This is a genomic window from Streptomyces sp. NPDC093261, assembly GCF_044753645.1.
In the GTDB taxonomy this organism is placed as follows: Bacteria; Actinomycetota; Actinomycetes; order Streptomycetales; family Streptomycetaceae; genus Streptomyces.
In genome coordinates, this window is record NZ_JBIVNO010000003.1 from 99,576 (window position 1) to 123,408 (window position 23,833).

Consider the following 23,833-nt stretch of genomic DNA (forward strand, 5'->3'; position numbering starts at 1 on the left):
CCCTTCGTACGAGTGACACGGTCAATCCACCGCGCGCCGTACCCCTCTCCCGGGCGTCCGGCCGCGTCCCGTACCGCCTCAGCCGGTCCGGAGCGCCATCGTCATGGCCTCCACCGCCAGCAGAGGTGCCACATTGCGGTCCAGGGCCTCCCGGCAGGCGGCGATCGCCTCGATGCGACGCAGGGTCGACTCGGGCGTGCTGCCCCGGGCCAGGCGCTCGAGAGCGTCCTCCGCGTCCGCGTGGGCCAGGGCGATACGGGAGCCGAACTGGAGGGCGAGGACATCGCGGTAGAAGCCCGTCAGGTCGGTGAGGGCCTGGTCCAGGCTGTCGCGCTGCGTACGCGTTCTACGGCGCTTCTGCCTGTCCTCCAGCTCCTTCATCACGCCCGCCGTGCCGCGCGGCATCCGGCCTCCCTGCGCCGCGCCCAGCGCCGCCTTCATCTCCTCCGTCTCCTTGCCGTCCATCTCCTCGGCGAGCTGCTTGGAGTCCTCCGTGGCCGCGTCGACCAGCTCCTGGGCCGCCCTGAGGCAGCCGCCGATGTCGTCGATCCGCAGCGGGAGCTTCAGTACGGCCGCCCGGCGGGCCCGGGCCCGCTCGTCGGTGGCCAGGCGGCGGGCACGGTCGACATGACCCTGGGTGGCGCGAGCGGCGGCGAACGCGGTCTCCGGCTCGAGGCCGTCGCGCCGGACGAGCATGTCCGCGACCGCCTCCACGGACGGCGTGCGCAGATTGAGGTGGCGGCAGCGGGAGCGGATCGTCGGCAGGACGTCCTCCAGGGACGGGGCGCACAGCAGCCAGACCGTGCGCGGCGCGGGTTCCTCCACCGCCTTCAGGACCGCGTTGGCCGACTTCTCGTTCAGCCGCTCGGCGTCCTCGACGAGGATCACCTGCCAGCGGCCGTTCGCCGGCGACGTGAACGACTTGCGGACCGTGTCGCGCATGTCGTCGGCGAGGATCTGCGTGCCCACGGCGGCCACCGTCGTCACATCCGCGTGGGTGCCGACCAGCGCGGTGTGGCAGCCGTCGCAGAAACCGCAGCCGGGAGCGCCGCCGAGTGCGCGGTCGGGGCTCACGCACTGCAACGCGGCGGCGAAGGCCCGTGCCGTCTGTGTACGCCCCGCGCCGGGCGGGCCCGTGAACAGCCAGGCGTGCGTCATCTTGGACGCCTCGGGCAGCGGGGTGTCGGCGGCGGCAGCGGTCACGAGGGCGTCGGCGTCACGGGCAGCCGCGTCGAGCTGCTCGCTCACCTTCTCCTGCCCCACGAGGTCGTCCCACACGGTCACGGGACACCGCCTTTCCGTCGTACCTGCCCGGGCGTCGTACCTGCCCGGGCGTCGTACCTGCCCGGGCGTCGTACCTGCCCTACCGCGATCCATTGTGCGGGCCGCCACTGACAACCGGGCGGGGTAACCGCCGGATGCCGGCGTCACCGCCCCTCTCAGCCGCGCCGGTCCCTTCCCCGGCCGTCGTCGTGCCAGCCCTCTTCCTCACGGGAGCCGAGCAGTTCGTCCGCCAGGGTCGGGAGGTCGTCCAGCGGGGTCTCCTCCGCCCAGTCCGGACGGGGCCGGCGCCGCGGACGGCCCTCGGGGTCCATCTGCGGCAGCTCGCGCGTGCGGTCCTCGGCCCCGTCGGGCCGCGGTGCCGCCTGCTCGTCCCGGAAGAAGCCCGGCGGCACCCGGTCCGCCGGATCATCGGCGCCGCCGCCCCGCACGGGCGGCAGCACGGCCGTCTCGTCGGCGGCACCCGGCACCACCGGGGGCAGCACGGCCGTCTCGTCGGCGGCACCCGGCACCACCGGGGGCAGAACCGCCGTCTCGTCGGCGGCACCCGGCACCACCGGGGGCAGAACCGCCGTCTCGTCGGCGGCACCGGGCACCACCGGCGGCCTCGGCAGCTTCGCCGTGGTCTCCGCCTCGCTCTGGCCCGGCCGTACCGGCGGCATGACCGCGGTCTCGTCCACCGGCCCGCCGGACGCGTTCGACGGCGTGACGAGCGGCGTGGCCACGGTGGTCTCGTTGTCCGCCGGGGAGGCCGAGGAGCCCCGCGAGGGCGCACCCCCGGAACCGGACGCTCCGGCACCGCCACCGGCCGTACCCGCACCGGCCGCCGTACCCGAACCGGCCGCCGGAGCCGCAGCCGCCGACGCGGCCGATGCCGCCGCCTCCGCCGCGGCCCGGCGTGCCTCCTCGGCCCGCAGCAGCGCCTCCTCGGCCTTGCGCTGCTTCTCCAGACGGCGCTCCTCGGCCTCCGCCCGCAGCCTGGCCTCCTCCTCGGCCTGCCTGCGCCGCTCCTCCTCCTGGGCCTTGCGGCGCGCCTCCTCGGCCTGCCTGGCCTGCTCCTCCGCGAGAAGGCGTGCCCGCTCCTCCTCGGCGCGCCGACGGGCTTCCTCGGCCCGCTGCCGGGCCTCCTCCGCCTGTCGCTCCGCCTCGCGGCGCTGCGCCTCCTCCAGCTCGCGCTGCTTGCGCTCCTCCTCCTCGGCCCGGAGCCTGGCGAGCTGCTCCTGGCGCTCGCGCTCCAGCCGCTCCTCCTCGGCCTTGCGCGCGGCCTCCTCCTCGGCCTTGCGGCGCGCCTCCTCCTCGGCCTTACGGCGCGCCTCCTCCTGGGCCTTCACCTCGGCCTCGGACAGCGGCAGCAGCCGGTCGAGCTGGTGGCGGATGGCCGTCGTGACCGCCTCGGGCTCCTGGCCGGCGTCGACGACCAGATAGCGCCCGGGGTCGGCGGCGGCCAGGGTGAGGAAACCGGACCGTACGCGCGCGTGGAACTCGGCCGGCTCCGACTCCAGCCGGTCCGGCGCCTCGGTGAACCGCTCGCGCGCCGTCTCGGGGGACACGTCCAGCAGCACGGTGAGATGGGGGACGAGACCGTTGGTCGCCCACCGGTTGATCCGGGCTATCTCCGTCGGGGACAGGTCCCGGCCCGCTCCCTGGTAGGCCACGGACGAGTCGATGTACCGGTCGGAGATCACGACCGCGCCCCGCTCCAGGGCCGGCCGTACGACCGTGTCGACGTGCTCCGCGCGGTCCGCCGCGTACAGCAGCGCCTCCGCGCGGTGCGACAGACCGGCGCTGGAGACGTCCAGCAGGATCGACCGCAGCCGCTTGCCGACCGGTGTCGCCCCCGGCTCACGGGTCAGCACGACCTCGTGCCCCTTGGCGCGGATCCACTCGGCGAGCGCCTCGGCCTGGGTGGACTTCCCGGCTCCGTCGCCGCCCTCCAGAGCGATGAAGAAGCCGGTCCCCGCAGGCGCCTCCACCGGGTCGTCGCCGCGCAGCGCGTCGCGCAGGTCGCGCCGCAGCGGCACCCCGGAGCGGTCGTCGACCTTGGCGAGGACGAGCGCCGCCACCGGCAGCAGCAGCGCGCCGACCAGCATCAGGGTGAAGGCGGCGCCCCCGTGTGCGAACACGAACTTGCCGTTCTGCAGCCGGTGCGGCCCGATCGCCGCGGCCACCACCGGCGCCACCAGCGCGCCGAGGGCGACAAAGACCCGTGCGACGGCCTGGAGGTGCTCGGTGGTCCGGGCCCGCCGGTGGTCCTCGATCTCCTGGTCGAGCAGCGTGTGCCCGGTGTTCGCCGCGACGCCCGCGCCGACGCCGGCGAGCGCGGCGATCAGCAGCACGGTGGTGACGTCCGGGACGAGCCCGGCGGCGAGCAGCGCGACCCCGGTGAACGCGATCGCCAGGGCGAGCAGCCGGCGCCGCGACAACGACGGCAGCATGCGGGGCGCCGTACGGATGCCGACGGCCGTGCCGCCGGTCAGCGCGAGGACCAGCAGGCCGTACGTCACGGGGCCGCCACCCAGGTCCTTGGCCAGCAGCACGGAGACGGCGACGGCGGCCGCGACGGCCCCGGCGACGGCCGCGCAGGCCGGCACCAGCAGCGGAATCGCGCCCGTACGGCCCTTGTCGACGCCCGTGCCCGCCCTGGGGCGGCGCAGGCCCTCCAGCGGCGACCGCGCGCGGGGGGTACGGGCGTCGGGCAGTTCGAGAGAGGTGAGGACGGACAGCGAGGCGGCGAACAGACCGGCCGCGACATACGAGGCCAGGGCCGCCTGGTGCAGGGAGAACCAGGCGATGCCCGCACCCAGCAGATTGCTCAGAAGCGACACGAGGACAAGCCCGGCGGCGGCAAGCGGCACCGCCACGAACCCCGTACGCAGCGACAGGCGCCGCAGCGCGTCCATGTGGTCCGGCAGCGGGCGCACCGTCGCACCCTCGAGCGGCGGCGCGGGCAGCAGGGCGGGCGCCGCGCTCTCGCGGCACACCGTCCAGAAACGCTCGGCGACACCGGTGACGAAGGCGGTGACCAGCAGCACCGGCAGGGCGTTGCCCGGCGTCCAGTCGATCCACAGGGGGGCGACGATCAGCAGGGCGGCCCTGAGCGCGTCCGCGCCGACCATGGTCCAGCGGCGGTCGAGCGGTCCCTCCTTCGAGGTCAGCGCGGTGAGCGGCCCGAGGAGAACGGCTCCGAAGAGCAGGACGGCGAGGATGCGCGCGCCGAAGACGGTCGCGATCACGAACCCCACGCCCCGGTAACCGCCACCGAAGGAGCCTTCGGTGATGGCCACCTGGAGAGCGAGCATGACAAGTACGAAAAGGGCGAGGGCGTCGCCCACCCCGCCCACGAGCTGGGCGCTCCACAGCCGCTTCAGCTGCGGGCTGCGCAGCAGGGCGCGGACGGCGCGCTCGCGGGAATCCGCGACCAGGGCGTCGTCGGGGGCCGGATTCTGGGCCGTTGGCTGCTCGGCTCGCGTCATGCTTTCAGCCTATCGGCAGCCACCGACAGCCCGTGGCAGGCGCCCGAACGTGCGCCCGCCCCGTCATCGAACTGATGCCGGGGCGTGCGTAACGCGAGGCCGGGGCGGGCCCGGGCAGGAGGATCATCCAAGGGCCCGTCACGGGGGAATGCACCGAAAGGGTGCCGATGCGGGGAAGACACCGAAAGGGCGCCCTGCGGCGAAACCGCCGCGGGGCGCCCACACGAGGCACGGGGACCGGGCTCAGTCCTCGGCGGTGTCCCCCGGGGCCGTCGCCGTCTTCGCGGCTGCGGTCTTCTTCCCCGCCGCCTTCTTGGCCGTGGTGGTCTTGGCCGCCGTCGCCTTCTTCGCGGTGGTCTTCTTGGCGGCCGTCTTCTTCGCCGCCGTCGACGCCGTCTTCTTGGCCGGCGCCTTCTTCGCGACGGCCTTCTTCGCCGTCTTCTTGGCGGGTCCCTTGGCGCGCTTCTCCGCGAGAAGCTCGAAACCGCGCTCCGGCGTGATGGTCTCGACGCTGTCGCCGGAGCGCAGGGTGGCGTTCGTCTCGCCGTCGGTGACGTACGGCCCGAAGCGGCCGTCCTTCACGACGACGGGCTTTCCGCTGACCGGGTCCTCGCCCAGCTCCTTCAGGGGCGGCTTGGCGGCCGCACGACCGCGCTGCTTCGGCTGGGCGTAGATCGCCTGCGCCTCCTCCAGCGTGATCGTGAAGATCTGGTCCTCGGACTGGAGCGACCGCGAGTCCGTGCCCTTCTTGAGGTACGGGCCGTAGCGCCCGTTCTGCGCGGTGATCTCCTGTCCGTCGGCGTCGGTGCCGACGGTCCGGGGCAGGGACATCAGCCGCAGCGCGTCATCGAGGGTCACCGTGTCCAGGGACATCGACTTGAACAGCGAGGCCGTGCGCGGCTTGATCGCGTTCTTGCCCGTCTTGGGGGTGCCCTCGGGGAGGATCTCCGTGACGTACGGGCCGTAGCGGCCGTCCTTGGCGACGATCGGACGGCCCGTCTCCGGGTCCGTGCCCAGCGGGCGCTCGCCGCTCGGCTTCGCGAGCAGCTCCTCGGCCAGCTCGACGGTCAGCTCGTCCGGCGCCAGGTCGGCCGGGATGTCGGCGCGCTGGTGCTGCTCGGAGTCCTTCTCGCCCCGCTCGATGTACGGGCCGTAGCGGCCCACCCGCAGCACGATGTCGTTGCCGACGGGGAACGACGACACCTCGCGCGCGTCGATCGCGCCCAGGTCGGTCACCAGCTCCTTGAGGCCGCCCAGGTGGTCGCCGTCGCCGTTGCCGGCGTCCGCGGCGACGCCCTCGACCGTACCCTCGCCGAAGTAGAACCGCTTCAGCCACGGCACGGCCTTGGCCTCACCGCGTGCGATGCGGTCGAGGTCGTCCTCCATCTTGGCGGTGAAGTCGTAGTCGACGAGCCGCCCGAAGTGCTTCTCCAGGAGGTTGACCACGGCGAAGGACAGGAAGGACGGCACGAGGGCCGTGCCCTTCTTGAACACATAGCCGCGGTCGAGGATCGTGCCGATGATCGACGCGTACGTCGACGGGCGGCCGATCTCGCGCTCCTCCAGCTCCTTGACCAGCGACGCCTCGGTGTAGCGGGCCGGGGGCTTGGTCGCGTGGCCGTCGACGGTGATCTCCTCGGCGGTCAGCGCGTCGCCCTCGGAGACCTGCGGCAGCCGGCGCTCGCGGTCGTCCAGCTCCGCGTTCGGGTCGTCGGCACCCTCGACGTAGGCCTTCAGGAAGCCGTGGAAGGTGATCGTCTTGCCGGACGCGCTGAACTCGGCGTCCCGTCCGTCGGCGGCGGTGCCACCCATGCGGATGGTGACCGAGTTACCGGTGGCGTCCTTCATCTGGGAGGCGACCGTCCGCTTCCAGATCAGCTCGTAGAGCTTGAACTGGTCACCGGTCAGGCCCGTCTCCGCCGGGGTGCGGAAACGATCACCCGAGGGCCGGATCGCCTCGTGCGCCTCCTGCGCGTTCTTGACCTTGGCCGCGTAGGTGCGCGGCTGCTCGGGCAGGTAGTTCGCTCCGTACAGCTGGGTGACCTGGGCGCGGGCCGCGGTGATCGCCGTGTCCGACAGGGTCGTGGAGTCCGTACGCATGTACGTGATGAAGCCGTTCTCGTACAGCTTCTGCGCGATCTGCATGGTGGCCTTCGCGCCGAAGCCGAGCTTGCGGCTGGCCTCCTGCTGCAGCGTCGTCGTGCGGAACGGCGCGTACGGCGAGCGGCGGTACGGCTTGGACTCGACCGACCGGACCGAGAACCGGGTGTTCTCCAGGGCGGCGGCGAGCGCCCGGGCGTTCGCCTCGTCGAGGTGGAGGGTGTTCGCGGTCTTCAGCCGGCCCAGCGAGTCGAAGTCACGGCCCTGCGCGACGCGCTTGCCGTCGACCGTCGCCAGCCGTGCCACCAGCGTCGACGGGTCGGACGGGTCACCCGCGCGGCCGGTTCCGAAGGTGCCGGTCAGGTCCCAGTACTCGGCGGAGCGGAACGCCATGCGCTCCCGCTCGCGCTCCACCACCAAGCGCGTCGCCACGGACTGGACCCGGCCCGCCGACAGCCGCGGCATGACCTTCTTCCACAGGACCGGCGAGACCTCGTAGCCGTAGAGGCGATCGAGGATGCGGCGGGTCTCCTGGGCGTCCACGAGCCTCTGGTTCAGCTCGCGCGGATTGCGCACGGCCTGCTGGATCGCGTCCTTGGTGATCTCGTGGAAGACCATCCGCTTGACCGGGACCTTCGGCTTCAGCACCTCCTGGAGGTGCCAGGCGATGGCCTCGCCCTCGCGGTCCTCATCGGTGGCGAGGAAGAGCTCGTCGGAGTCCCGCAGCAGATCCTTGAGCTTCTTTACCTGCGCCTTCTTGTCGGCGTTGACGACGTAGATCGGCTGGAAGTCATGTTCGACGTCCACGCCGAGGCGACGCACCTCACCCGTGTACTTCTCCGGCACCTCCGCGGCGCCGTTCGGAAGGTCGCGGATGTGCCCGACGCTCGCCTCGACGGTGTAGCCGGGGCCGAGGTAGCCCTTGATCGTCTTCGCCTTGGCAGGCGACTCGACGATGACGAGTCGGCGACCGCCCTGTGCGGTCTCGCTGGTCGGGGACAACTTCGCTCTTCTCTCCGGTCGACTGGGGCCTCCCCAGGCCTTCGTCCCGGGGTCGGGTCATGGTGACGCTGCGGAGTGTGACGGTACATCCCGCCCCCGTGTCAAACAGGAAAAGCCCGCAACGGCCACTCGAACGGTAACCCGACTACCGGCATTCCTGCCGCCCGGAGTGGCTGACAGCCCTTCCGGCCCTTTCCGGAGTGTGATCCCCCGGTTACCGAAGACCCGGACGGCGGACGACCGGGAACCGTGATGTCAGAGGCGCATGAGGCACCACACCCCGGCCGCGAGCGAGGCCAGGCCGGCGAGGCTCGCGAGGGCGGCGGATGCGATGCGGCTCACACCCTCGGCGACAGGTTCGCGGCGGTGCAGCCGGGCCGCGGTCCAGGTCAGCAGTCCGGCCCCGAACAGGGCGAAGACCGTACCCGCGAAGATCGCCGGCCCGCTCTCCATGTCCCGTTCCCTCCGCTCCCGCACTGCCCTGCGACGGGAGGCTGACATGTACGGGAAGCGTGCGCGCGAACACGGGGTGAACGCGCGGGGGGCGACCCGCCATACGTCACCCATGCGCCCCCTGGCACGATGCCTAGCCGTAGACGCCGGGATCGTGGGGCCTGGCTCGCGGGCCTGCGCTCGTGGGGCTGCGCTCGTGGGGCTGGCCCCGCGGGCCTGCGCTCCTAGGCCCGGGCTCCTAGACTTCGGCTCGAAAGTCCTGGGTCCGAGACCCATGTTCGTCGACCCGGGTCCGTAGACGCCGAGCCTGTGTGGGGCGCGGGCCGGGGCGTGTGGCTACGGCGACACGCCGACGTCGGGTTCCCCACGTCGCCCCAGGCGGGGGCACGCGCCTGTGGGGGCCGTCGGATCGGCCGCACCCGGAGGATGTTGGCCGGTTTCACGCCCCCGACCATCCCGGCCACGACCTGCCGCCCGCCATCCGCCGCCCGCGCCCGCCACCCCGAGTACCGCCCGGCCGCCATCCGCCGCCCGCACCTGCCGCCCCAAGCACCGCCGCCCGCGCCCGCCACCCCGAGCAAGGGTCCACTCGGCAGCGGCGCTCCCAAGAGTGCGCGGGCGCGAGCGGCCTGAACGAGTGCGGCGCAGGGCGCCGTGCGCGCCCCGGGGCATTCCGCTAGCGCGCCGGTTCCAGAAACCCCTGCTCGACCAGCAGCCGGATCTGTGCGGGGGTCCGGTCGCGCAGCAATACGGGGTCCTCGCCGACGAGTTGGGCGATCGCGTCGAGGATCCGCCCCGCGCTCAGCGTGCCGTCGCAGACGCCGGCGAAGCCCGCGCCGACCGTGTCGACCTTCGTGGCACGCCGCATCCCGCGGTTCTGGCGCAGCACGACATGCTCGGGGTCCTCCGCGCCGGGCAGCCCGACCTGCTCCTGGACGACCTCGGAGGCGAGCCTGAAGTGCCCGGCGAGCAGGGCCGCGTCGTCGTGCTCGCGCAGATAGTCGACGCGGTCGAAGTGCGCGCGTACCGTGGCGCCGAGCGGCTGTTCGACCGGGTGCGGCCACTCCTCGACCGTGATCGACGGCTCGGCGGCGTCCGTCCGGTGCAGCGCGATCCAGCCGAAGCCCACCGCCCGGACCTTGCGCGCCTCGAACTCGTCGAGCCAGGCGTCGTACCGCGCCTGGTACTCCGCCGTGTCGCCGCGATGGTCGCCCGCGTCCCGCAGCCACAACTCGGCGTACTGCGTGACGTCCTGGACCTCGCGCTGCACGATCCAGGCATCACAGCCGCGCGGCACCCAAGAGCGCAGCCGGTCCTGCCAGTCCTCCCCCTCGACGTGCTGCCAGTTGGCGAGGAACTGCGCGAACCCGTCCTCGTTCAGCCGCTCTCCCGCCCGCTGAACGAGCGTGCGGCACAGATCGTCCCCGCCCATCCCACCGTCGCGGTAGGTGAGCCGGGCGCCCGGCGAGATCACGAAGGGCGGGTTGGAGACGATCAGGTCGTATGTCTCGTCGTCCCGGATCGGCTCGAACAGCGAGCCCTGCCGCAGATCCGCGGCCGGCGCGCCGGACAGCGCCAGGGTGAGCGCGGCGATGTGCAGGGCACGCGGGTTGACGTCGGTCGCGGTCACGCGCGTGGCGTGCTGGGCGGCGTGCAGCGCCTGGACCCCGGAACCGGTGCCGAGATCGAGGGCGGAGCCGACGGGAGTGCGCACGGTGATCCCGGCGAGGGTGGTGGAGGCGCCGCCGACCCCCAGGACGACCTGCTCGTCCCGGCTGCCGATGCCACCCGCCCCGCCGACCGCGCACCCCAGGTCGGAGACGATGAACCAGTCCTCGCCGTCGGATCCGCCGTACGGCCGGACGTCGACGGTCGCCGCGAGTTCGTCGCCCCCGGTGCGCATCAGCCACCCGGCGTCCACGCACGCGTCGACGGGCAGGACGTCCGCCACGCGCGCGTGCGGCACCGGCTGTTGAAGCAGGAACAGCCGGACGAGGCTCTCCAGCGGTGTGTCCCCGCGCGTGGCCCGGAGCGCGGGCACGGTCTCACTCCGGGCGAGCGCCGCGTACGCGGGCGCACCGAGCAGTTCGAGCAGCCCGTCGGCGGTGAAGGAGGCCGCCAGCAGGGCGTCCCGCAGCCGTGCGGTGACGTCGGCTCGATCGGTGGAGGGCAGCGTGGACAGACTGGAGTTACTCACGCCCCCCATTGTGGCGCGGGGAGGCCGGCCCTGACCGCAGCACCGGCTACCCGAAACGCGCCGTTCAGCCGGCCGTCGCCGGGGCCGAGGCGGACGTGGAGGCACTCTTGCAGCTCGCCTGCTTCGTCATCGCCGCGCCGACCTCGCCCGCCTCCAGCTGCCTGAGCGCGTCGTTTCCGCTCTTGCTCAGCTTGTCGAGCTGGGTGGCGATCCCCTTGAGCCCGTCGGCGAACTTCGCCTGATCCTTGGTGTCGAGCCCGTCCATCTGCTTCTTGAGCTCGGCGTACGCCGTGGAGATGCCGTCGAGCTCCTTGACCGCGTTCTTCTGCTTGACCGCGCCGTTGTCGACCTCGGGGGCGCCCGCCCGCTCGACGCCCCCACCGATCGCCTTGTAGGCGTCCGACATGTCCTGAAAGGCCTGGGAGTCCGTCTTCTGGACCTGCTCGGGCGTGCTGTTGTCCGAGGTCTGCTTCTGGATCGCGGTGCTGGCGTCGGCGATCTTCTTCGCCTGGGGCTGCACCGCGTCGCAGACCTGCTTGGCCCAGGAGCCGAGCTTGTCGTCGCTTGCGCCGCTCTTGCCGCCGCTGGTGCATCCCGACAGCGCCAGTACCAGTACCGCACCGCCGGACAGTGCGGCTGCGAGCTTCTTGTTCACCGGATTGGTCCCTTCCATGGCTCTCTCGGCCCCGGAAGATACACGCCAACCGGGCGACGGCCGCGTGGCGATTGTCGTTGATGACCGCCCTTGCTGCTATTTGCGCCAAGAGAGAGAAGGGTCACGCAGAGGGGCATGAACAGGGACAGGGCGGGCGTACGGGCTCGCGATGAGCACCGTACGCCCGCCCCTTTGTCCCGGACCTGGCCAGGCGTTTGTCCCGGACCTGACCAGGCGGAAGAGCGGGTGCCGTATGGCCGGTTACGAAACCACCGCCGCGTCGGGCGACTTGGCGACCCGCTCGGCGTTGTCTTCGTCACCCACGGCGATTCCGCGTCGCTTGGAGATGTAGACCGCACCCGCGATCACGACCAAGGCGAGGACCGCGACCAGGATCCGGACGGCGAGATTCTTGTCGCTGCCGTACGAGAACCTGATGACCGCCGGCGCGATGAGCAGCGACACCAGGTTCATCACCTTCAGAAGCGGGTTGATCGCCGGGCCCGCGGTGTCCTTGAAGGGGTCGCCGACCGTGTCGCCGATCACCGTGGCGGCATGCGCCTCGCTGCCCTTGCCGCCGTGATGCCCGTCCTCGACGAGCTTCTTGGCGTTGTCCCAGGCGCCGCCGGAGTTGGCCAGGAAGACCGCCATCAGCGTGCCGGTGCCGATCGCGCCCGCGAGATAGGCGCCGAGCGCGCCGACACCCAGGGTGAACCCGAGGGCGATGGGGGCCATGACGGCCAGCAGACCGGGGGTGGCCAGCTCCCTGAGGGCGTCCTTGGTGCAGATGTCGACGACCCTGCCGTACTCCGGCTTCTCCGTGTAGTCCATGATCCCGGGCTTCTCACGGAACTGCCGCCGCACCTCGAATACCACCGCACCGGCCGACCGCGACACGGCGTTGATCGCCAGCCCCGAGAAGAGGAAGACGACCGCCGCGCCCACGATGAGGCCGACCAGGTTGTTGGGCTGTGAGATGTCCATGACCAGGCTCATCGGTCCGCCGTTGCCGACCTTCACGCCCACGTCCTGTGCGGCCGTGGTGATGGCGTCGCGGTACGAGCCGAAGAGCGCCGAGGCCGCGAGGACGGCGGTGGCGATGGCGATGCCCTTGGTGATCGCCTTGGTGGTGTTGCCCACGGCGTCCAGGTCGGTGAGCACCTGCGCGCCCGCGCCCTCGACGTCGCCGGACATCTCGGCGATGCCCTGCGCGTTGTCGGAGACCGGACCGAAGGTGTCCATGGCGACGATCACGCCGACCGTGGTGAGCAGACCCGTGCCGGCCAGCGCCACCGCGAACAGCGCGAGCATGATCGAGGTGCCGCCCAGCAGGAACGCTCCGTACACCCCGAGCCCGATCAGCAGCGCCGTGTACACGGCGGATTCCAGGCCGACGGAGATACCGGCGAGGACGACCGTCGCGGGTCCGGTCAGCGAGGTCTTGCCGATGTCCCGCACCGGGCGGCGGGTGGTCTCGGTGAAGTAGCCGGTGAGCTGCTGGATCAGCGCGGCGAGCACGATGCCGATGGCCACGGCGACGAGCGCGAGGATCCGCGGATCGCCGTCCTTGGCCCGGATGGCCGCGTCGGAGACGCCCTTGAGGCTCGTGTACGACGACGGCAGATAGGTGTAGACGGCCGCGGCGACCAGCCCCAGCGAGATCACCGCCGAGATGAAGAAGCCCCGGTTGATCGCGGACATCCCACTGCGGTCGGCGCGCCGCGGCGCCACCGCGAAGATGCCGATCATCGCGGTCACCACCCCGATGGCGGGCACGATCAGCGGGAACGCCAGCCCCGAGTTGCCGAACGCGGCCTTGCCGAGGATCAGCGCCGCGACCAGCGTCACCGCGTACGACTCGAAGAGGTCGGCCGCCATGCCCGCACAGTCGCCGACGTTGTCGCCCACGTTGTCGGCGATGGTCGCGGCATTCCGCGGGTCGTCCTCCGGAATGCCCTGCTCGACCTTGCCGACAAGGTCGGCGCCGACGTCGGCGGCCTTGGTGAAGATGCCGCCGCCGACACGCATGAACATGGCGATCAGTGCCGCACCGAGACCGAAGCCCTCGAGGACCTTCGGGGCGTTCGCCGCGTACACCAGCACCACGCAGGAGGCGCCCAGCAGACCGAGCCCCACCGTGAACATGCCGACGACGCCGCCCGTGCGGAATGCGATCTTCATGGCTCGGTGCGAGACGGTGGTGAGGTCCTTCTCGGGCTCGCCCTTCGCCGGGGTCGCCTCGCGCGCCGCGGCCGCGACCCGCACATTGCTGCGTACGGCAAGCCACATGCCGATATAACCGGTGGCCGCCGAGAACGCCGCACCGATCAGGAAGAACACCGAGCGTCCGGCCCGCTGGTTCCAGTCGTCCGCCGGCAGCAGCATGAGCAGGAAGAACACGACCACGGCGAATACGCCGAGCGTGCGCAGCTGCCGGGCCAGATAGGCATTGGCGCCTTCCTGTACCGCCGCGGCGATCTTTTTCATGCTGTCGGTGCCTTCGCCCGCCGCGAGTACCTGGCGCACCAGAATCCCGGCGACCACGAGGGCCGCGAGGGCGACCGCACCGATGACGATCACGATCAGGCGGTTGCTGTCGGTCAGGACTGCCGCTGCAAGGGTTGTGGGATGGTCAAACTGTTGAGGGGTAGAAAGCCCCGCCATTCGTCCTCCTTGACGCTTGGGCTGAGCTCAAGATGTGGACGGATTGTAGGTACCGGAACCTGATCAAAACAGTGCACGGTAAGCGGAATTGGCCTTCACGTGCTCTTCAGTAAAAGATCGCACGCGAGACACAGAACCCGAAAGAGGTAATGCCCCAAAAGCATTGACTGGATCAGTGCTTGATCAAATTATAGGGCGATTGATCGTGAAGGAATTCACGAATACGGGCCGCAGTCGAACAGGTGCCTGTACAAAAAGAAGGGCCCTGCACACCGGCAGGGCCCTCGAAACCGCAACGGCGGCTATGGGAAGAGGGAGGCGTACGGGGCTACGAGGCCGGTCAGGCCGATGAGGCCGGTCAGGCCGATGAGGCCGGTCAGGCCGGTCAGGCCGATGAGACCGGTCAGGCCGATGAGACCGGTCAGGCCGGTCAGGCCGGTCAGGCCGGTCAGGCCGGTAGCGTGGCGGGCGGTGTGGTCGGCCAGCTCATCCTGATCATTCCGCCGTCCTCCCCCGCGGAGACCTCGACATCGTCCACCAGGCCGCTGATGACCGCGAGGCCCATCTCGTCCTCCTCGGCCTCGGCGTCGTCGACGGCACCGGAGGCACCGGACGCCTTGTCGCCGGGTGCCAGATGGGGCGCCTCGTCGCCGACCTCGATGGAGAACTGCTTCTCCTCCTCGGTCAGCAGCACCCGCACCGGCGCCGAAATGCCGTTGCTCTGGTGCAGTCCGACGGCCCGGGTGCAGGCCTCGCCCACGGCGAGCCTGACCTCGTCGAGTACGGCCTCCTCCACTCCGGCCCTGCGCGCCACCGCTGCCGCCACCAGTCGGGCGGTCCTGACGTGCTCGGGCAGCGCGCTGAAGCGGAGTTCAACGGTGGCCATGCATCCCCCTCGGAACTCGGGCGTGCGATCAGGGGGCCGGGCCACCAGGGCCCGGTCCCCCGCTCTTGCTTCACCGTCCGGGCACTACGGCCCGGAAGCGGGGTCAGTCGGTGGCCGCTACCGCTTCCTCGACCGAGGTGTGGATCGGGAACACCTTGGTGAGACCGGTGATGCGGAAGATCTTGAGAATGCGCTCCTGGTTGCACACCAGGCGCAGGGAGCCCTCATGGGCCCGCACACGCTTCAAGCCGCCCACCAGCACGCCGAGCCCGGTGGAGTCGAGGAAGTCCACGCCCTCCATGTCGACGACGAGGTGGAAATTCCCGTCGTTCACCAGCTCGACCAGCTGCTCGCGCAGCTTGGGCGCGGTATATACGTCGATTTCGCCACCGACCTCGACGACCGTACGATCGCCGACGGTACGGGTCGACAGGGACAGGTCCACGGATCCTCCAGCACCTTGCTATCGAGCGGTCGCCCCTTGGGACACCTCGGCAGAGCCCCGGGACGGTTCGCCAGCCGCGATGGCATTCAATCACTTACCGGCAGGCGTGCACGACGCCTTGGGCCCATTGTCCGTCACGCCAGTGACACACTCGGTGCCGATGGCCAAGAATCACCGATCCGATCGACCCCCGACGGACCCCGTGTCCCGCCTCGCGCCGGACACCGTGCTGGACCGGCTCGCCTCGGGACCGAGCCGGGCTTCGCGCATCACTCATACGGAGCACTTGCCCCCGCGAGGGGGCCGCCATGCCGTCTGGCCGGACCGGATCCGCGCGGAGGTCATCGCCGCCGTGCGGGACGCGGGCATCGAGCACCCCTGGGTCCACCAGGCGCTCGCCGCCGAGCACGCCCTGGACGGCGATTCGGTGGTCGTCGCCACGGGCACCGCCTCGGGCAAGTCGCTCGCCTACCTCGTCCCGGTGCTGTCCTGTCTGCTGGACGGCGCCCAGGCCCCGAACGGGCGAGGCGCGACCGCCCTCTACCTGGCCCCCACGAAGGCCCTCGCGGCGGATCAGTGCCGATCCGTGAAGGAACTTTCACAACCCCTGGGCACGGCGGTCCGCCCCGCCGTGTACGACGGCGACACGCCGCCCGAGGAACGCGAATGGGTGCGTCAGTACGCCAACTACGTCCTCACCAATCCCGACATGCTGCACCGCGGCATATTGCCCTCACATCCGCGCTGGTCCTCCTTCCTGCGTGCCCTGAAGTACGTCGTCATCGACGAGTGCCACACCTACCGCGGGGTCTTCGGCTCCCACGTCGCCCAGGTCCTGCGCCGCCTGCGCCGCCTGTGCGCCCGCTATGGCTCCTCCCCCGTCTTCCTGCTGGCCTCCGCGACCGCCGCCGAACCCTCGGTGGCCGCCCGCCGCCTCACCGGCCTCCCGGTCGTCGAGGTCGCGGACGACGCCTCCCCCCGCGGCGAGCTGGTCTTCGCCCTCTGGGAGCCCCCGCTGACCGAGCTCCACGGCGAGAAAGGTGCACCCGTTCGGCGTACGGCGACCGCCGAGACCGCCGACCTCCTGACCGACCTGACCGTGCAGGGCGTGCGCTCGGTCGCCTTCGTCCGCTCCCGCCGCGGCGCCGAGCTCATCTCGGTGATCACCCAGGAGCGCCTGGCCGAGGTCGACCGCTCCCTGGCCCGGCGCGTGGCCGCCTACCGCGGCGGCTACCTTCCCGAGGAACGCCGCGCCCTCGAACGCGCCCTCCACTCCGGTGAACTCCTCGGCCTCGCCGCCACCACCGCCCTCGAACTCGGTGTCGACATCTCCGGCCTGGACGCCGTCCTCATCGCCGGCTACCCGGGGACGCGGGCGTCGCTGTGGCAGCAGGCGGGCCGCGCCGGCCGCGCCGGTCAGGGCGCCCTCGCGGTTCTCGTCGCCCGCGACGACCCGCTGGACACGTTCCTCGTCCACCATCCCGAGGCCCTCTTCGACCAGCCGGTGGAGTCCACGGTCCTCGACCCGGACAACCCGTACGTCCTGGCCCCGCACCTGTGCGCGGCGGCGGCCGAGTCCCCGCTGACGGAGGAGGACCTGGAGCTGTTCGGCCCCGAGTGCGCCGAGCTGCTGCCGCAGCTGGAGGCCGCGAAACTGCTGCGCCGCCGCACGAAAGCCTGGCACTGGACGCGCCGGGAGCGGGCCGCCGACCTCGCGGACATCCGCGGGCAGGGCGGGCGCCCGGTCCAGGTAGTCGAGGCCGGCACCGGGCGACTGCTCGGCACGGTCGACGCGGGCGCCGCGCACACTACGGTGCACGAGGGCGCGGTCCATCTGCACCAGGGCCGTACCTACCTGGTGCGGTCACTCGACCTGGAGGACTCCGTCGCCTTGGTCGAGGAGGCCAATCCGCCGTATTCGACGGTCGCCCGCGACACGACGTCCATCTCCGTCCTGGAGACGGACCTCGAGGTGCCCTGGGGTGAGGGCCGGCTCTGCTACGGCTCCGTCGAGGTCACCAACCAGGTCGTCTCCTTCCTGCGACGACGTCTCATCACCGGCGAAGTGCTGGGCGAGACGAAACTCGATCTCCCTCCCCGTACGCTGCGCACCCGGGCCGTGTGGTGGACGGTCACCGAGGACCAGTTGGACGAGGCCCGGATCAGCCCGGAGATCCTCGGTGGCGCCCTGCACGCCGCCGAGCACGCCTCGATCGGCATGCTCCCGCTGTTCGCCACCTGTGACCGCTGGGACATCGGAGGCGTGTCCGTCCCCCTCCACCCGGACACCCTGCTGCCCACGGTGTTCGTGTACGACGGCCATCCGGGCGGCGCGGGCTTCGCGGAACGGGCCTTCCGCACCGCCCGCTCCTGGCTGGACGCCACCCGCCAGGCCATCGCGTCCTGCGAGTGCGAGGCCGGCTGCCCGTCCTGCATCCAGTCCCCCAAGTGCGGCAACGGCAACGACCCGCTGCACAAGAGGGGCGCCGTACGACTCCTCACGGTGCTGCTGCGCGGGGCGCCGGAGGCGAAGGGGTCCGAGACGGGTGTTGCCGAGCCGGCCGAGGACACGGCGGGCGTTCCGGAGGGGCAGTAGGGCAACCGGGGGCTCGCGGCGGCAAGGGCATGGGACGCTCGAGACGGGGAGGCCGGGAGTACCGGAAGGCCCTCCGAACCCGGAGGCCCCCCGGCACCACCGCTTCCGCTCGGGCCCGCCCGTGCCCTCACCTCGGCGGTGAAGGGACCCACGGTCGACGCCACCGTGACATCGGAGACCTCCCCCGCGACAACGCACCGTGCGAGTCGCTCCCCCTGGGCTCCCGCCACGCGTCCTGCCCTGGTGCATGCCGCTTCACCTCCCTCCATCCAGTGGTCGGCGGCCGCCAGCGCGGCCAGGTCGGCCGCGGCAGCCGCACGATGGCGGACCAGCACGGCCTCCCCCTGCGCCAGCAGGACGCCGAAGACGGCACAGAGGCCTCCGATCAGGCACACGACCCAGACGGTCGCCGAACCGCGGTCCGAGCGGTCGCCTGCCGAGCGGGCCTTGCGCACGCTCTCCGCATGGGCGTTCAGGACCGCGAGCGACCCGAGCAGGGAACGGGCACCGCCGAACCGGCGTTCACCCACCAACCAGCGCTCCCCCGCAGACCCACGCCGGTACACCGTCCTCCGCCCGTCCGTCACCACCCGCTCATCCACCGGCCCACCCACGTCCGTCACCCCCCACTGGTCCAGCTCACCCACGTCCGTCACCCCCACTCATCCGTCACCTCTCCCCCCACGCCCCTGCATCGGTGCTCACCCACCCACCGGTCCTCACCCACCCACCGGTCCTCACCCGCCCACCGGTCCTCACCCACCCACCGGTTCACGTCTGCTCACCGATTCAGGCCTGCTTACCGATTCACCCCCACGGTGTCCTCCGCCAAGGCCACGGCTTCATGGCGCAGTTCGAGAGGCAGGGCGCTCGGGCCCGGTGGGTGAGCGACGACCACCACGTGCACCAGGTCGCCCTGCCGGCTCACCGTGACCCTCGCTCCGTCCGGCGCCGCCTGCCGAGCCACTCTCCGCACCACGTCGGCGGGCTCCTGCCGGGCCGCGGCCCGGGCCCCCGCCCGAGCCGCGTCCACGCACTGGATCTCCGCCGACGCGGCCAGCAGGGCCCACAGAAGGGCCATGGCGAAGAGCACCAGGGCGGGCAGGGCGACCGCGGTCTCCGCCGTCACGAACCCTCGGTCCCGACGGCGGCCTCCTCCCCGGCGTACGCGCGGCCCGTCACATCCGGACACCGAGCGCCCGCTTCACGATGTCCTGCAGTTCCGAGCTGACCTGTCCGCTCGTCAGCACCTTGTAGAGGACCGCCGCGAAGGCCACCGCGGCGATGATCCCCACCGCGTACTCGGATGTGACCATGCCCGCGTCCCCGCGCACCGCGGGCCATACCCGGCGCACCAGCGCACCCAGCCGAGCCCGTACTCGTACCACCTTGCTCATGCCAACCCCCGTCGGTTGCTGTGTCGTTGTCGTTCCATTGATCTGTTCGATTCGTACGATCTCCGCCCCCACCCCCCACCGCCCTCCGCTCACCAACCCCACCGCCCTCCGCTCACCACCCACGCCCTCCGCCCACCACCCACGGCGTCCACCTCTCGTTCCTCGTCCCTCGCCCCTCATCAGCGGCCACCCCCTCCCAGAAGTCCGCCCGCGAGCCCGATCACCACGGGCAGCACCCCGACCGCGATGAAGGCGGGGAGGAAGCACAGCCCCACGGGGGCGGTGACCATGACACCCGCCCGACGCGCACGAGCCGTCGCTCTGCGGCCCCACTCGGCACGGGCCTCCGTCGCGAGTCGCCCGACCGACGCGGCCGCCGGTACGCCGGAATCACCCGCCCGCTCCAGGAGCCGGGCCAGTGCCGCGGCCCCCGGGAGGCAGGCAAGCCGCCGCCAGGCATCGGCCGGCTCACCGCCCAGCCGCACCTCGGCCGCGCCCCGCTCCAGCCGCTCCCCCACCGGCCCCCGCAACGCCTCGCCCACGGCCTGAGCGGCCGCGACGGGGCCCGCACCGGCCGCGATGCACGCCGCCAGCAGGTCGGCCGCCAGCGGCAGTTGGCGGGCCGCCTCGCCGGCGTCGTACTCCTGGGCAAGGCGGTCGCGCTCCTGCCTGACACGCCACCGCGCCACGCCCACCCCGATGACCAGTCCGACCGCCGCCCCGACCAGCCCCCCGATCAGCAGTCGGCCGGCACACAACGCCCCCAGGGCCGGCAACCACCGTCGCAGGAGGTCCCGTAGCAGCCTCGGCTCGATGCCCCGCCGAGCGGCCGGCACCTCGCTCCGCCACCACGCACCGTCCGGCACCGCGGCTCGCGGCCGCCCCACGCTCGGCGCCCCGCCGTCCCGTTCACCGCCTCGACGCGTCACCGCCGGCTGCCCCGCCGGGTCGGCACCTCGCGCCCAAAGACCCCACCGCTCGGGCAGCGCCCCGCGCGCCCCTCCTCCCGGCTCCCCCGCTTCCTCGGGCGCGCCGTCCCCTATCAGCAGCGCACCCAGTCGCCGCCGCACCCTCCGCTCGCGCCGCGTGGCGACGAGGAGCCACGCCGACCACCCCAGCGCCAGGAGCCCACACAGCGCCCACAGCCTGTGGACAACGCCGGCGATCATGCCGCCTCCGCCCCTCGCACGATCCTCAGCGCCCACCACAGCCCCGCGCCCTCCAGCACGCCGCCGGTCACGAGGCAGGCCAGTCCGGCGCCCGTGTGCAACAGCACGTGCAGCGGGTGGGCGCCGAGCGCGGTGCCCAGCACCAGGCCGAGGACCGGAAGCCCCGCGAGCAGGACCGCCGTCGACCGGGAGCCGGCCAACTGGGCCCGCACATCGGCCCGTTGATCGCGTTCGGCACGAAGGGCCGCCTCCAGCCGGTCGAGCCCGGCCGCCAGTCCCGCACCCCGGTCCACGGCCACCCGCCAGCACGCCGCGAGTCCGGACAAGCCGTCGGCCCCGGGTTGCCGTGCCGCGACCGCGAGCGCGCCCGGCACATCCCCGCCGAACCGGGCCGCCGCGAGCACCGCCGCGTGGGCCTCGCCGAGCCCATCCGAGTCGCGCGCGGCCCGCAACAGCGCCTCACCCGGCTGCCGGCCCGCGCGCACCTCCCCGGCGAGCGACGCGCACAGCGCGATCACGGCCTCACCGCGACCGTCCCGTACCCGTCGCGCCTCCCGCGCCAGCCGCACCCTGCGCAGGACCGGCACTCCCACGGCCCCCACCAGCAGGGGCAGAACAGACGCGCCGAGCACCGCGACAAGCGCGCCCACGGCAAGCGACCACCATTCGGCCGTCAGCCTCCGCATCCGGCCGAGGATCCGTTCCCAAGGCGGCGGGCCGCCCCCTGCCGCCGCGCCACCGCCCGCGAACAGCAGCCGGGCGCGATGCGCCCCCGTGTCGGGGCCGCTCACCATCCAGGCCGCCGCGCCGGCACACACCAGTCCCACACCGATCGACATCTCACCGATCCCCCTCACAGCCACGTCCTCCCGTCACGCTCGCTTGCCTCGCCCACACCGCCCACGTCACTTCCGTCACTCCCGCCCCGCAGCAGCTCTCGCAATCGCCGCCATCCCCGCTCGCGCACAAACGCCTCAGGCCCCCAACGCAACGCCGGCACCGTCACCACCAGCCCCGACTCGTCCCGCTCCAGCACATGCACCTCCGCGATCCGACGCCGTCCCCTCCGGTCGCGCACCAGGTGGAGGACCACCGACAGGGCGGCCGCGAGCTGGCTGTGCAGCGCGGCCCGGTCCAGGCCGGCCGCCGTGCCGAGCGCCTCGAGCCGGGCGGGCACCTGCGCCGCCGCGTTCGCGTGGAGCGTCCCGCAGCCGCCCTCGTGCCCCGTGTTCAGCGCGGCCAGCAGGGAGACCACCTCGGGGCCGCGCACCTCTCCGACGACCAGCCGGTCGGGTCTCATCCGCAGGGCCTGCCGCACCAGGTCCTGGAGCTCGACGAGCCCCACGCCCTCCTGGTTCGCGGGCCGGCCCTCCAGGCGCACCACATGCGGGTGGTCCGGGCGCAGCTCCGCCGAGTCCTCGGCCAGCACAATGCGCTCCGCCGGTCCCACCACGCCCAGCAGCGCGCTCAGGAGCGTGGTCTTGCCGGATCCGGTGCCTCCGCTGATCACATAGGAGAGCCGGCCGGCGATCAGCGCCCGCAGCACCCGGTCGCCGCCCGGCGGCACCGTCCCGGCCGCCACCAGCTCTTCCAGGGTGAACGCCCGCGGCCGTACCACCCGCAGGGACAGACAGGTGCAGCCGACCGCGACCGGAGGCAGCACCGCGTGCAGCCGGGTGCCGTCCGGCAGCCGGGCGTCGACCCACGGTCTCGCGTCGTCGAGCCGCCGCCCCGCCACGGCGGCCAGCCGCTGCGCGAGGCGCCGTACGGCCGCCGCGTCCGGAAAGGACACCGCCGTCAGTTCCAGTCCACCGCCCCGATCCACCCACACCCGGTCGGGTTCCGACACCAGGACATCGGTGACGGACGGGTCGGCGAGCAAGGGCTCCAGGGGTCCGCTGCCGACCAGTTCGGACCGCAGTTGCCGGGCAGCGCCGAGCACCTCCGCGTCCCCCAGCACCCGTCCCTGCTCGCGCAAGGCCTGTGCCACGTGCGCGGGTGTCGGTTCGGCTCCGCTCTCCACCAGCCATTGCCGCACGCCGTCCAGCAGCCGTGCGCGTTCACCGGCACCTGCCGCGCGCTCGACTCCCATGCCCGGCCCGGACCCGGCCGCCGCGCCGCGGTCCTTTTCCACCCCCGCATCCCGGACCTGCGCCCTCGCATCCCAGCCCAGCGCCGCCGCGTCCCATCCCGTGCTCATGGGTCAGTCACCCCCCTCGGCCAGCGCGTACTCCCAGAACGCCGCGCAGAACCGGGTGAGCGGCCCCCGCACCGCTCCCCCGGGCGGCACGGAACCATCCTGGGGGAGTGGCTCGTGCGGGACCTCGCCGAGCAACGGCAGTCCCAGCAACCGCGCCACCTCCCGGGGGTCGAGCCCCGGCGCGTACGGCCCCCGTACCGCGACTCTCAGGTCGCCCAGCACCATGCCCACGACCGATGCCACCCGCCGCGCGGCCGCGACGGCTCGTAACTCGGCAGGGATCACCAGCAATCCGACGTCCACCTGGGCGAGGACTTCCACGGCTCCCTCGTCGACGCGGCGCGGAAGGTCGACGACGACCGTGCCGCCGCGTCGCCGGGCGGCGGCGAGGACCGCCCGGACCGCCTGGGGCGGGACGGACACGGTGTCGCCGCGGTCCCAGCTCAGCACCCGCAGGGCGTGCAGTTCGGGCAGTGACTCCTCCAGGGCGCCGCCGCCGACCCGCCCGCGGGAGGCGGCGAACGCCGGCCAGCGCAGCCCCGCTGTGGTCTCCCCGCCGAGGAGTACGTCGAGTCCGCCGCCCAGCGGATCCGCGTCCACGAGCAGGGTGCGCCTGCCCTCGCGCGCGGAGGTGACGGCGAGGGCGCAGGCGAGCGTGGACGCGCCGGCCCCACCGCGGCCGCCGATCACGCCGACGGTGAGCGCCGGACTCCCGGCTCCTTCGGCCACGTCGGCGATACGGTCGACCAGCCATTGCTCACCGTCGGGCAGCAGCAGGACGTGGTCGGCGCCGATCTCCACGGCGCGCCGCCAGATTCCGGAATCGTCCTGATCCCGCCCAACCAGTACCACTCCACGCCTGCGCGCGGCCCCGCGCACGCGGCGTACCGCGTCATCGCCGACGATGACGAGCGGCGGCGTCTCCCAGCCGCCCCGGCTTGCCGGAACCCCCGGGTGGACGTCCGGTTTGGCGCCCGCTGCCGCGCACAGACGCAGCAGGTCGTCGAGGAGTTCGGCGTCCTCGGTGACGATCAGCGGTCCGCTCCGCCGCTGATCGGCGGCGTCCGGCCCGACGTGTGTGATGGCTCCTGTCACGATCTCCAGCCCCCTTCGCTGCGTCTTCCGCGCTTCTTGCGTCCGGTCCACGGGCACCCTCGGGCCCCGCGCCTCCCGCTCGTGTGAAGAACCGGCAACCGGCTTCCATATGAGCGGTCGATAGGAACCGGCCATACGCACCCGACAAACCGGAACCGGCCATGAACTCGCCGCCGGTGGGACGCGTTGGAATCACGGTGCAGCGATCCCGGAAATCATG

General features: G+C 72.5%; 16 protein-coding genes and 1 pseudogene. 1 reads left to right on the plus strand and 16 read right to left on the minus strand.

Annotation, left to right across the window (positions count from 1 at the left end; translation table 11 throughout):
- Positions 1–78 precede the first annotated feature (78 nt).
- The 9 genes from ACIP94_RS09610 to bldG all read right to left on the minus strand — a co-directional run bounded on the left by ACIP94_RS09610 (position 79) and on the right by bldG (position 15,156).
- The gene (locus ACIP94_RS09610) at positions 79–1,284 is read right to left on the minus strand and encodes a DNA polymerase III subunit delta' (protein WP_402421992.1); all 1,206 of its coding nucleotides are present in this window, start codon (positions 1,282–1,284) and stop codon (positions 79–81) included.
- Positions 1,285–1,439: 155 nt separating this feature from the next.
- The gene (gene tmk / locus ACIP94_RS09615) at positions 1,440–4,754 is read right to left on the minus strand and encodes a dTMP kinase (protein ID WP_402421995.1); all 3,315 of its coding nucleotides are present in this window, start codon (positions 4,752–4,754) and stop codon (positions 1,440–1,442) included.
- A gap of 243 nt (positions 4,755–4,997) precedes the next feature.
- Positions 4,998–7,856 (minus strand): type I DNA topoisomerase, encoded by a 2,859-nt coding sequence (gene topA / locus ACIP94_RS09620; protein WP_402421998.1) that lies wholly within the window; start codon positions 7,854–7,856, stop codon positions 4,998–5,000.
- A gap of 255 nt (positions 7,857–8,111) precedes the next feature.
- Positions 8,112–8,309 carry a hypothetical protein gene (locus ACIP94_RS09625; RefSeq protein ID WP_402422001.1) on the minus strand — a complete coding sequence of 66 codons (198 nt, stop codon included), beginning with the start codon at positions 8,307–8,309 and terminating at the stop codon, positions 8,112–8,114.
- A gap of 676 nt (positions 8,310–8,985) precedes the next feature.
- Positions 8,986–10,515, minus strand: coding sequence for a methyltransferase (locus tag ACIP94_RS09630; RefSeq protein WP_402422003.1), 1,530 nt, complete (start codon positions 10,513–10,515; stop codon positions 8,986–8,988).
- Between the two features lie 55 nt (positions 10,516–10,570).
- Positions 10,571–11,179: a small secreted protein gene (locus tag ACIP94_RS09635; protein WP_402422006.1), complete on the minus strand. Its 609-nt coding sequence runs from the start codon at positions 11,177–11,179 to the stop codon at positions 10,571–10,573.
- Between the two features lie 243 nt (positions 11,180–11,422).
- The gene (locus tag ACIP94_RS09640) at positions 11,423–13,825 is read right to left on the minus strand and encodes a sodium-translocating pyrophosphatase (RefSeq protein WP_402422007.1); all 2,403 of its coding nucleotides are present in this window, start codon (positions 13,823–13,825) and stop codon (positions 11,423–11,425) included.
- 448 nt (positions 13,826–14,273) lie between these two features.
- Entirely contained in the window at positions 14,274–14,711 is a 438-nt protein-coding gene (locus ACIP94_RS09645) for an ATP-binding protein (protein ID WP_402422010.1), read from the minus strand.
- Positions 14,712–14,814: 103 nt separating this feature from the next.
- Positions 14,815–15,156, minus strand: a complete 342-nt coding sequence (gene bldG, locus ACIP94_RS09650) for an anti-sigma factor antagonist BldG (RefSeq protein WP_010986038.1) — start codon at positions 15,154–15,156, stop codon at positions 14,815–14,817.
- A gap of 79 nt (positions 15,157–15,235) precedes the next feature.
- Here bldG and ACIP94_RS09655 point away from each other — a divergent pair, with 79 nt between their 5' ends.
- Complete coding sequence (locus ACIP94_RS09655) at positions 15,236–17,752, plus strand: DEAD/DEAH box helicase (RefSeq protein ID WP_402422013.1); 2,517 nt, start codon at positions 15,236–15,238, stop codon at positions 17,750–17,752.
- Between the two features lie 170 nt (positions 17,753–17,922).
- Here the strand turns inward: ACIP94_RS09655 and ACIP94_RS09660 are convergent.
- The 7 genes and pseudogenes from ACIP94_RS09660 to ssd form a co-directional block, all read right to left on the minus strand.
- Positions 17,923–18,414: pseudogene (locus ACIP94_RS09660) on the minus strand (Rv3654c family TadE-like protein); the annotation flags it as partial.
- 137 nt (positions 18,415–18,551) lie between these two features.
- Positions 18,552–18,881, minus strand: coding sequence for a TadE family type IV pilus minor pilin (locus tag ACIP94_RS09665; protein WP_402422017.1), 330 nt, complete (start codon positions 18,879–18,881; stop codon positions 18,552–18,554).
- A gap of 49 nt (positions 18,882–18,930) precedes the next feature.
- The gene (locus ACIP94_RS09670; RefSeq protein WP_402422019.1) at positions 18,931–19,149 is read right to left on the minus strand and encodes a DUF4244 domain-containing protein; all 219 of its coding nucleotides are present in this window, start codon (positions 19,147–19,149) and stop codon (positions 18,931–18,933) included.
- A 179-nt stretch (positions 19,150–19,328) separates the two neighbouring features.
- The gene (locus ACIP94_RS09675) at positions 19,329–20,036 is read right to left on the minus strand and encodes a type II secretion system F family protein (RefSeq protein WP_402423034.1); all 708 of its coding nucleotides are present in this window, start codon (positions 20,034–20,036) and stop codon (positions 19,329–19,331) included.
- 278 nt (positions 20,037–20,314) lie between these two features.
- The gene (locus ACIP94_RS09680; RefSeq protein WP_402422022.1) at positions 20,315–21,157 is read right to left on the minus strand and encodes a type II secretion system F family protein; all 843 of its coding nucleotides are present in this window, start codon (positions 21,155–21,157) and stop codon (positions 20,315–20,317) included.
- Between the two features lie 14 nt (positions 21,158–21,171).
- On the minus strand, positions 21,172–22,410 hold the full coding sequence (locus ACIP94_RS09685) for a TadA family conjugal transfer-associated ATPase (protein ID WP_402423037.1): 1,239 nt from the start codon (positions 22,408–22,410) through the stop codon (positions 21,172–21,174).
- Positions 22,411–22,521: 111 nt separating this feature from the next.
- Positions 22,522–23,613, minus strand: coding sequence for a septum site-determining protein Ssd (gene ssd, locus ACIP94_RS09690; protein WP_402422025.1), 1,092 nt, complete (start codon positions 23,611–23,613; stop codon positions 22,522–22,524).
- Positions 23,614–23,833 lie beyond the last annotated feature (220 nt).

Excerpts from the sequence above, each read along its gene's own strand:
- tmk (WP_402421995.1), bottom strand. The coding sequence starts at position 4,754 with ATGACGCGAGCCGAGCAGCCAACGGCCCAGAATCCGGCCCCCGACGAC.
- ACIP94_RS09625 (WP_402422001.1), bottom strand. The coding sequence starts at position 8,309 with ATGGAGAGCGGGCCGGCGATCTTCGCGGGTACGGTCTTCGCCCTGTTC.
- ACIP94_RS09630 (WP_402422003.1), bottom strand. The coding sequence starts at position 10,515 with ATGGGGGGCGTGAGTAACTCCAGTCTGTCCACGCTGCCCTCCACCGAT.
- ACIP94_RS09635 (WP_402422006.1), bottom strand. The coding sequence starts at position 11,179 with ATGGAAGGGACCAATCCGGTGAACAAGAAGCTCGCAGCCGCACTGTCC.
- ACIP94_RS09640 (WP_402422007.1), bottom strand. The coding sequence starts at position 13,825 with ATGGCGGGGCTTTCTACCCCTCAACAGTTTGACCATCCCACAACCCTT.
- ACIP94_RS09645 (WP_402422010.1), bottom strand. The coding sequence starts at position 14,711 with ATGGCCACCGTTGAACTCCGCTTCAGCGCGCTGCCCGAGCACGTCAGG.
- ACIP94_RS09655 (WP_402422013.1), top strand. The coding sequence starts at position 15,236 with ATGGCATTCAATCACTTACCGGCAGGCGTGCACGACGCCTTGGGCCCA.
- ACIP94_RS09670 (WP_402422019.1), bottom strand. The coding sequence starts at position 19,149 with ATGAGCAAGGTGGTACGAGTACGGGCTCGGCTGGGTGCGCTGGTGCGC.
- ACIP94_RS09680 (WP_402422022.1), bottom strand. The coding sequence starts at position 21,157 with ATGTCGATCGGTGTGGGACTGGTGTGTGCCGGCGCGGCGGCCTGGATG.
- ACIP94_RS09685 (WP_402423037.1), bottom strand. The coding sequence starts at position 22,410 with ATGGGAGTCGAGCGCGCGGCAGGTGCCGGTGAACGCGCACGGCTGCTG.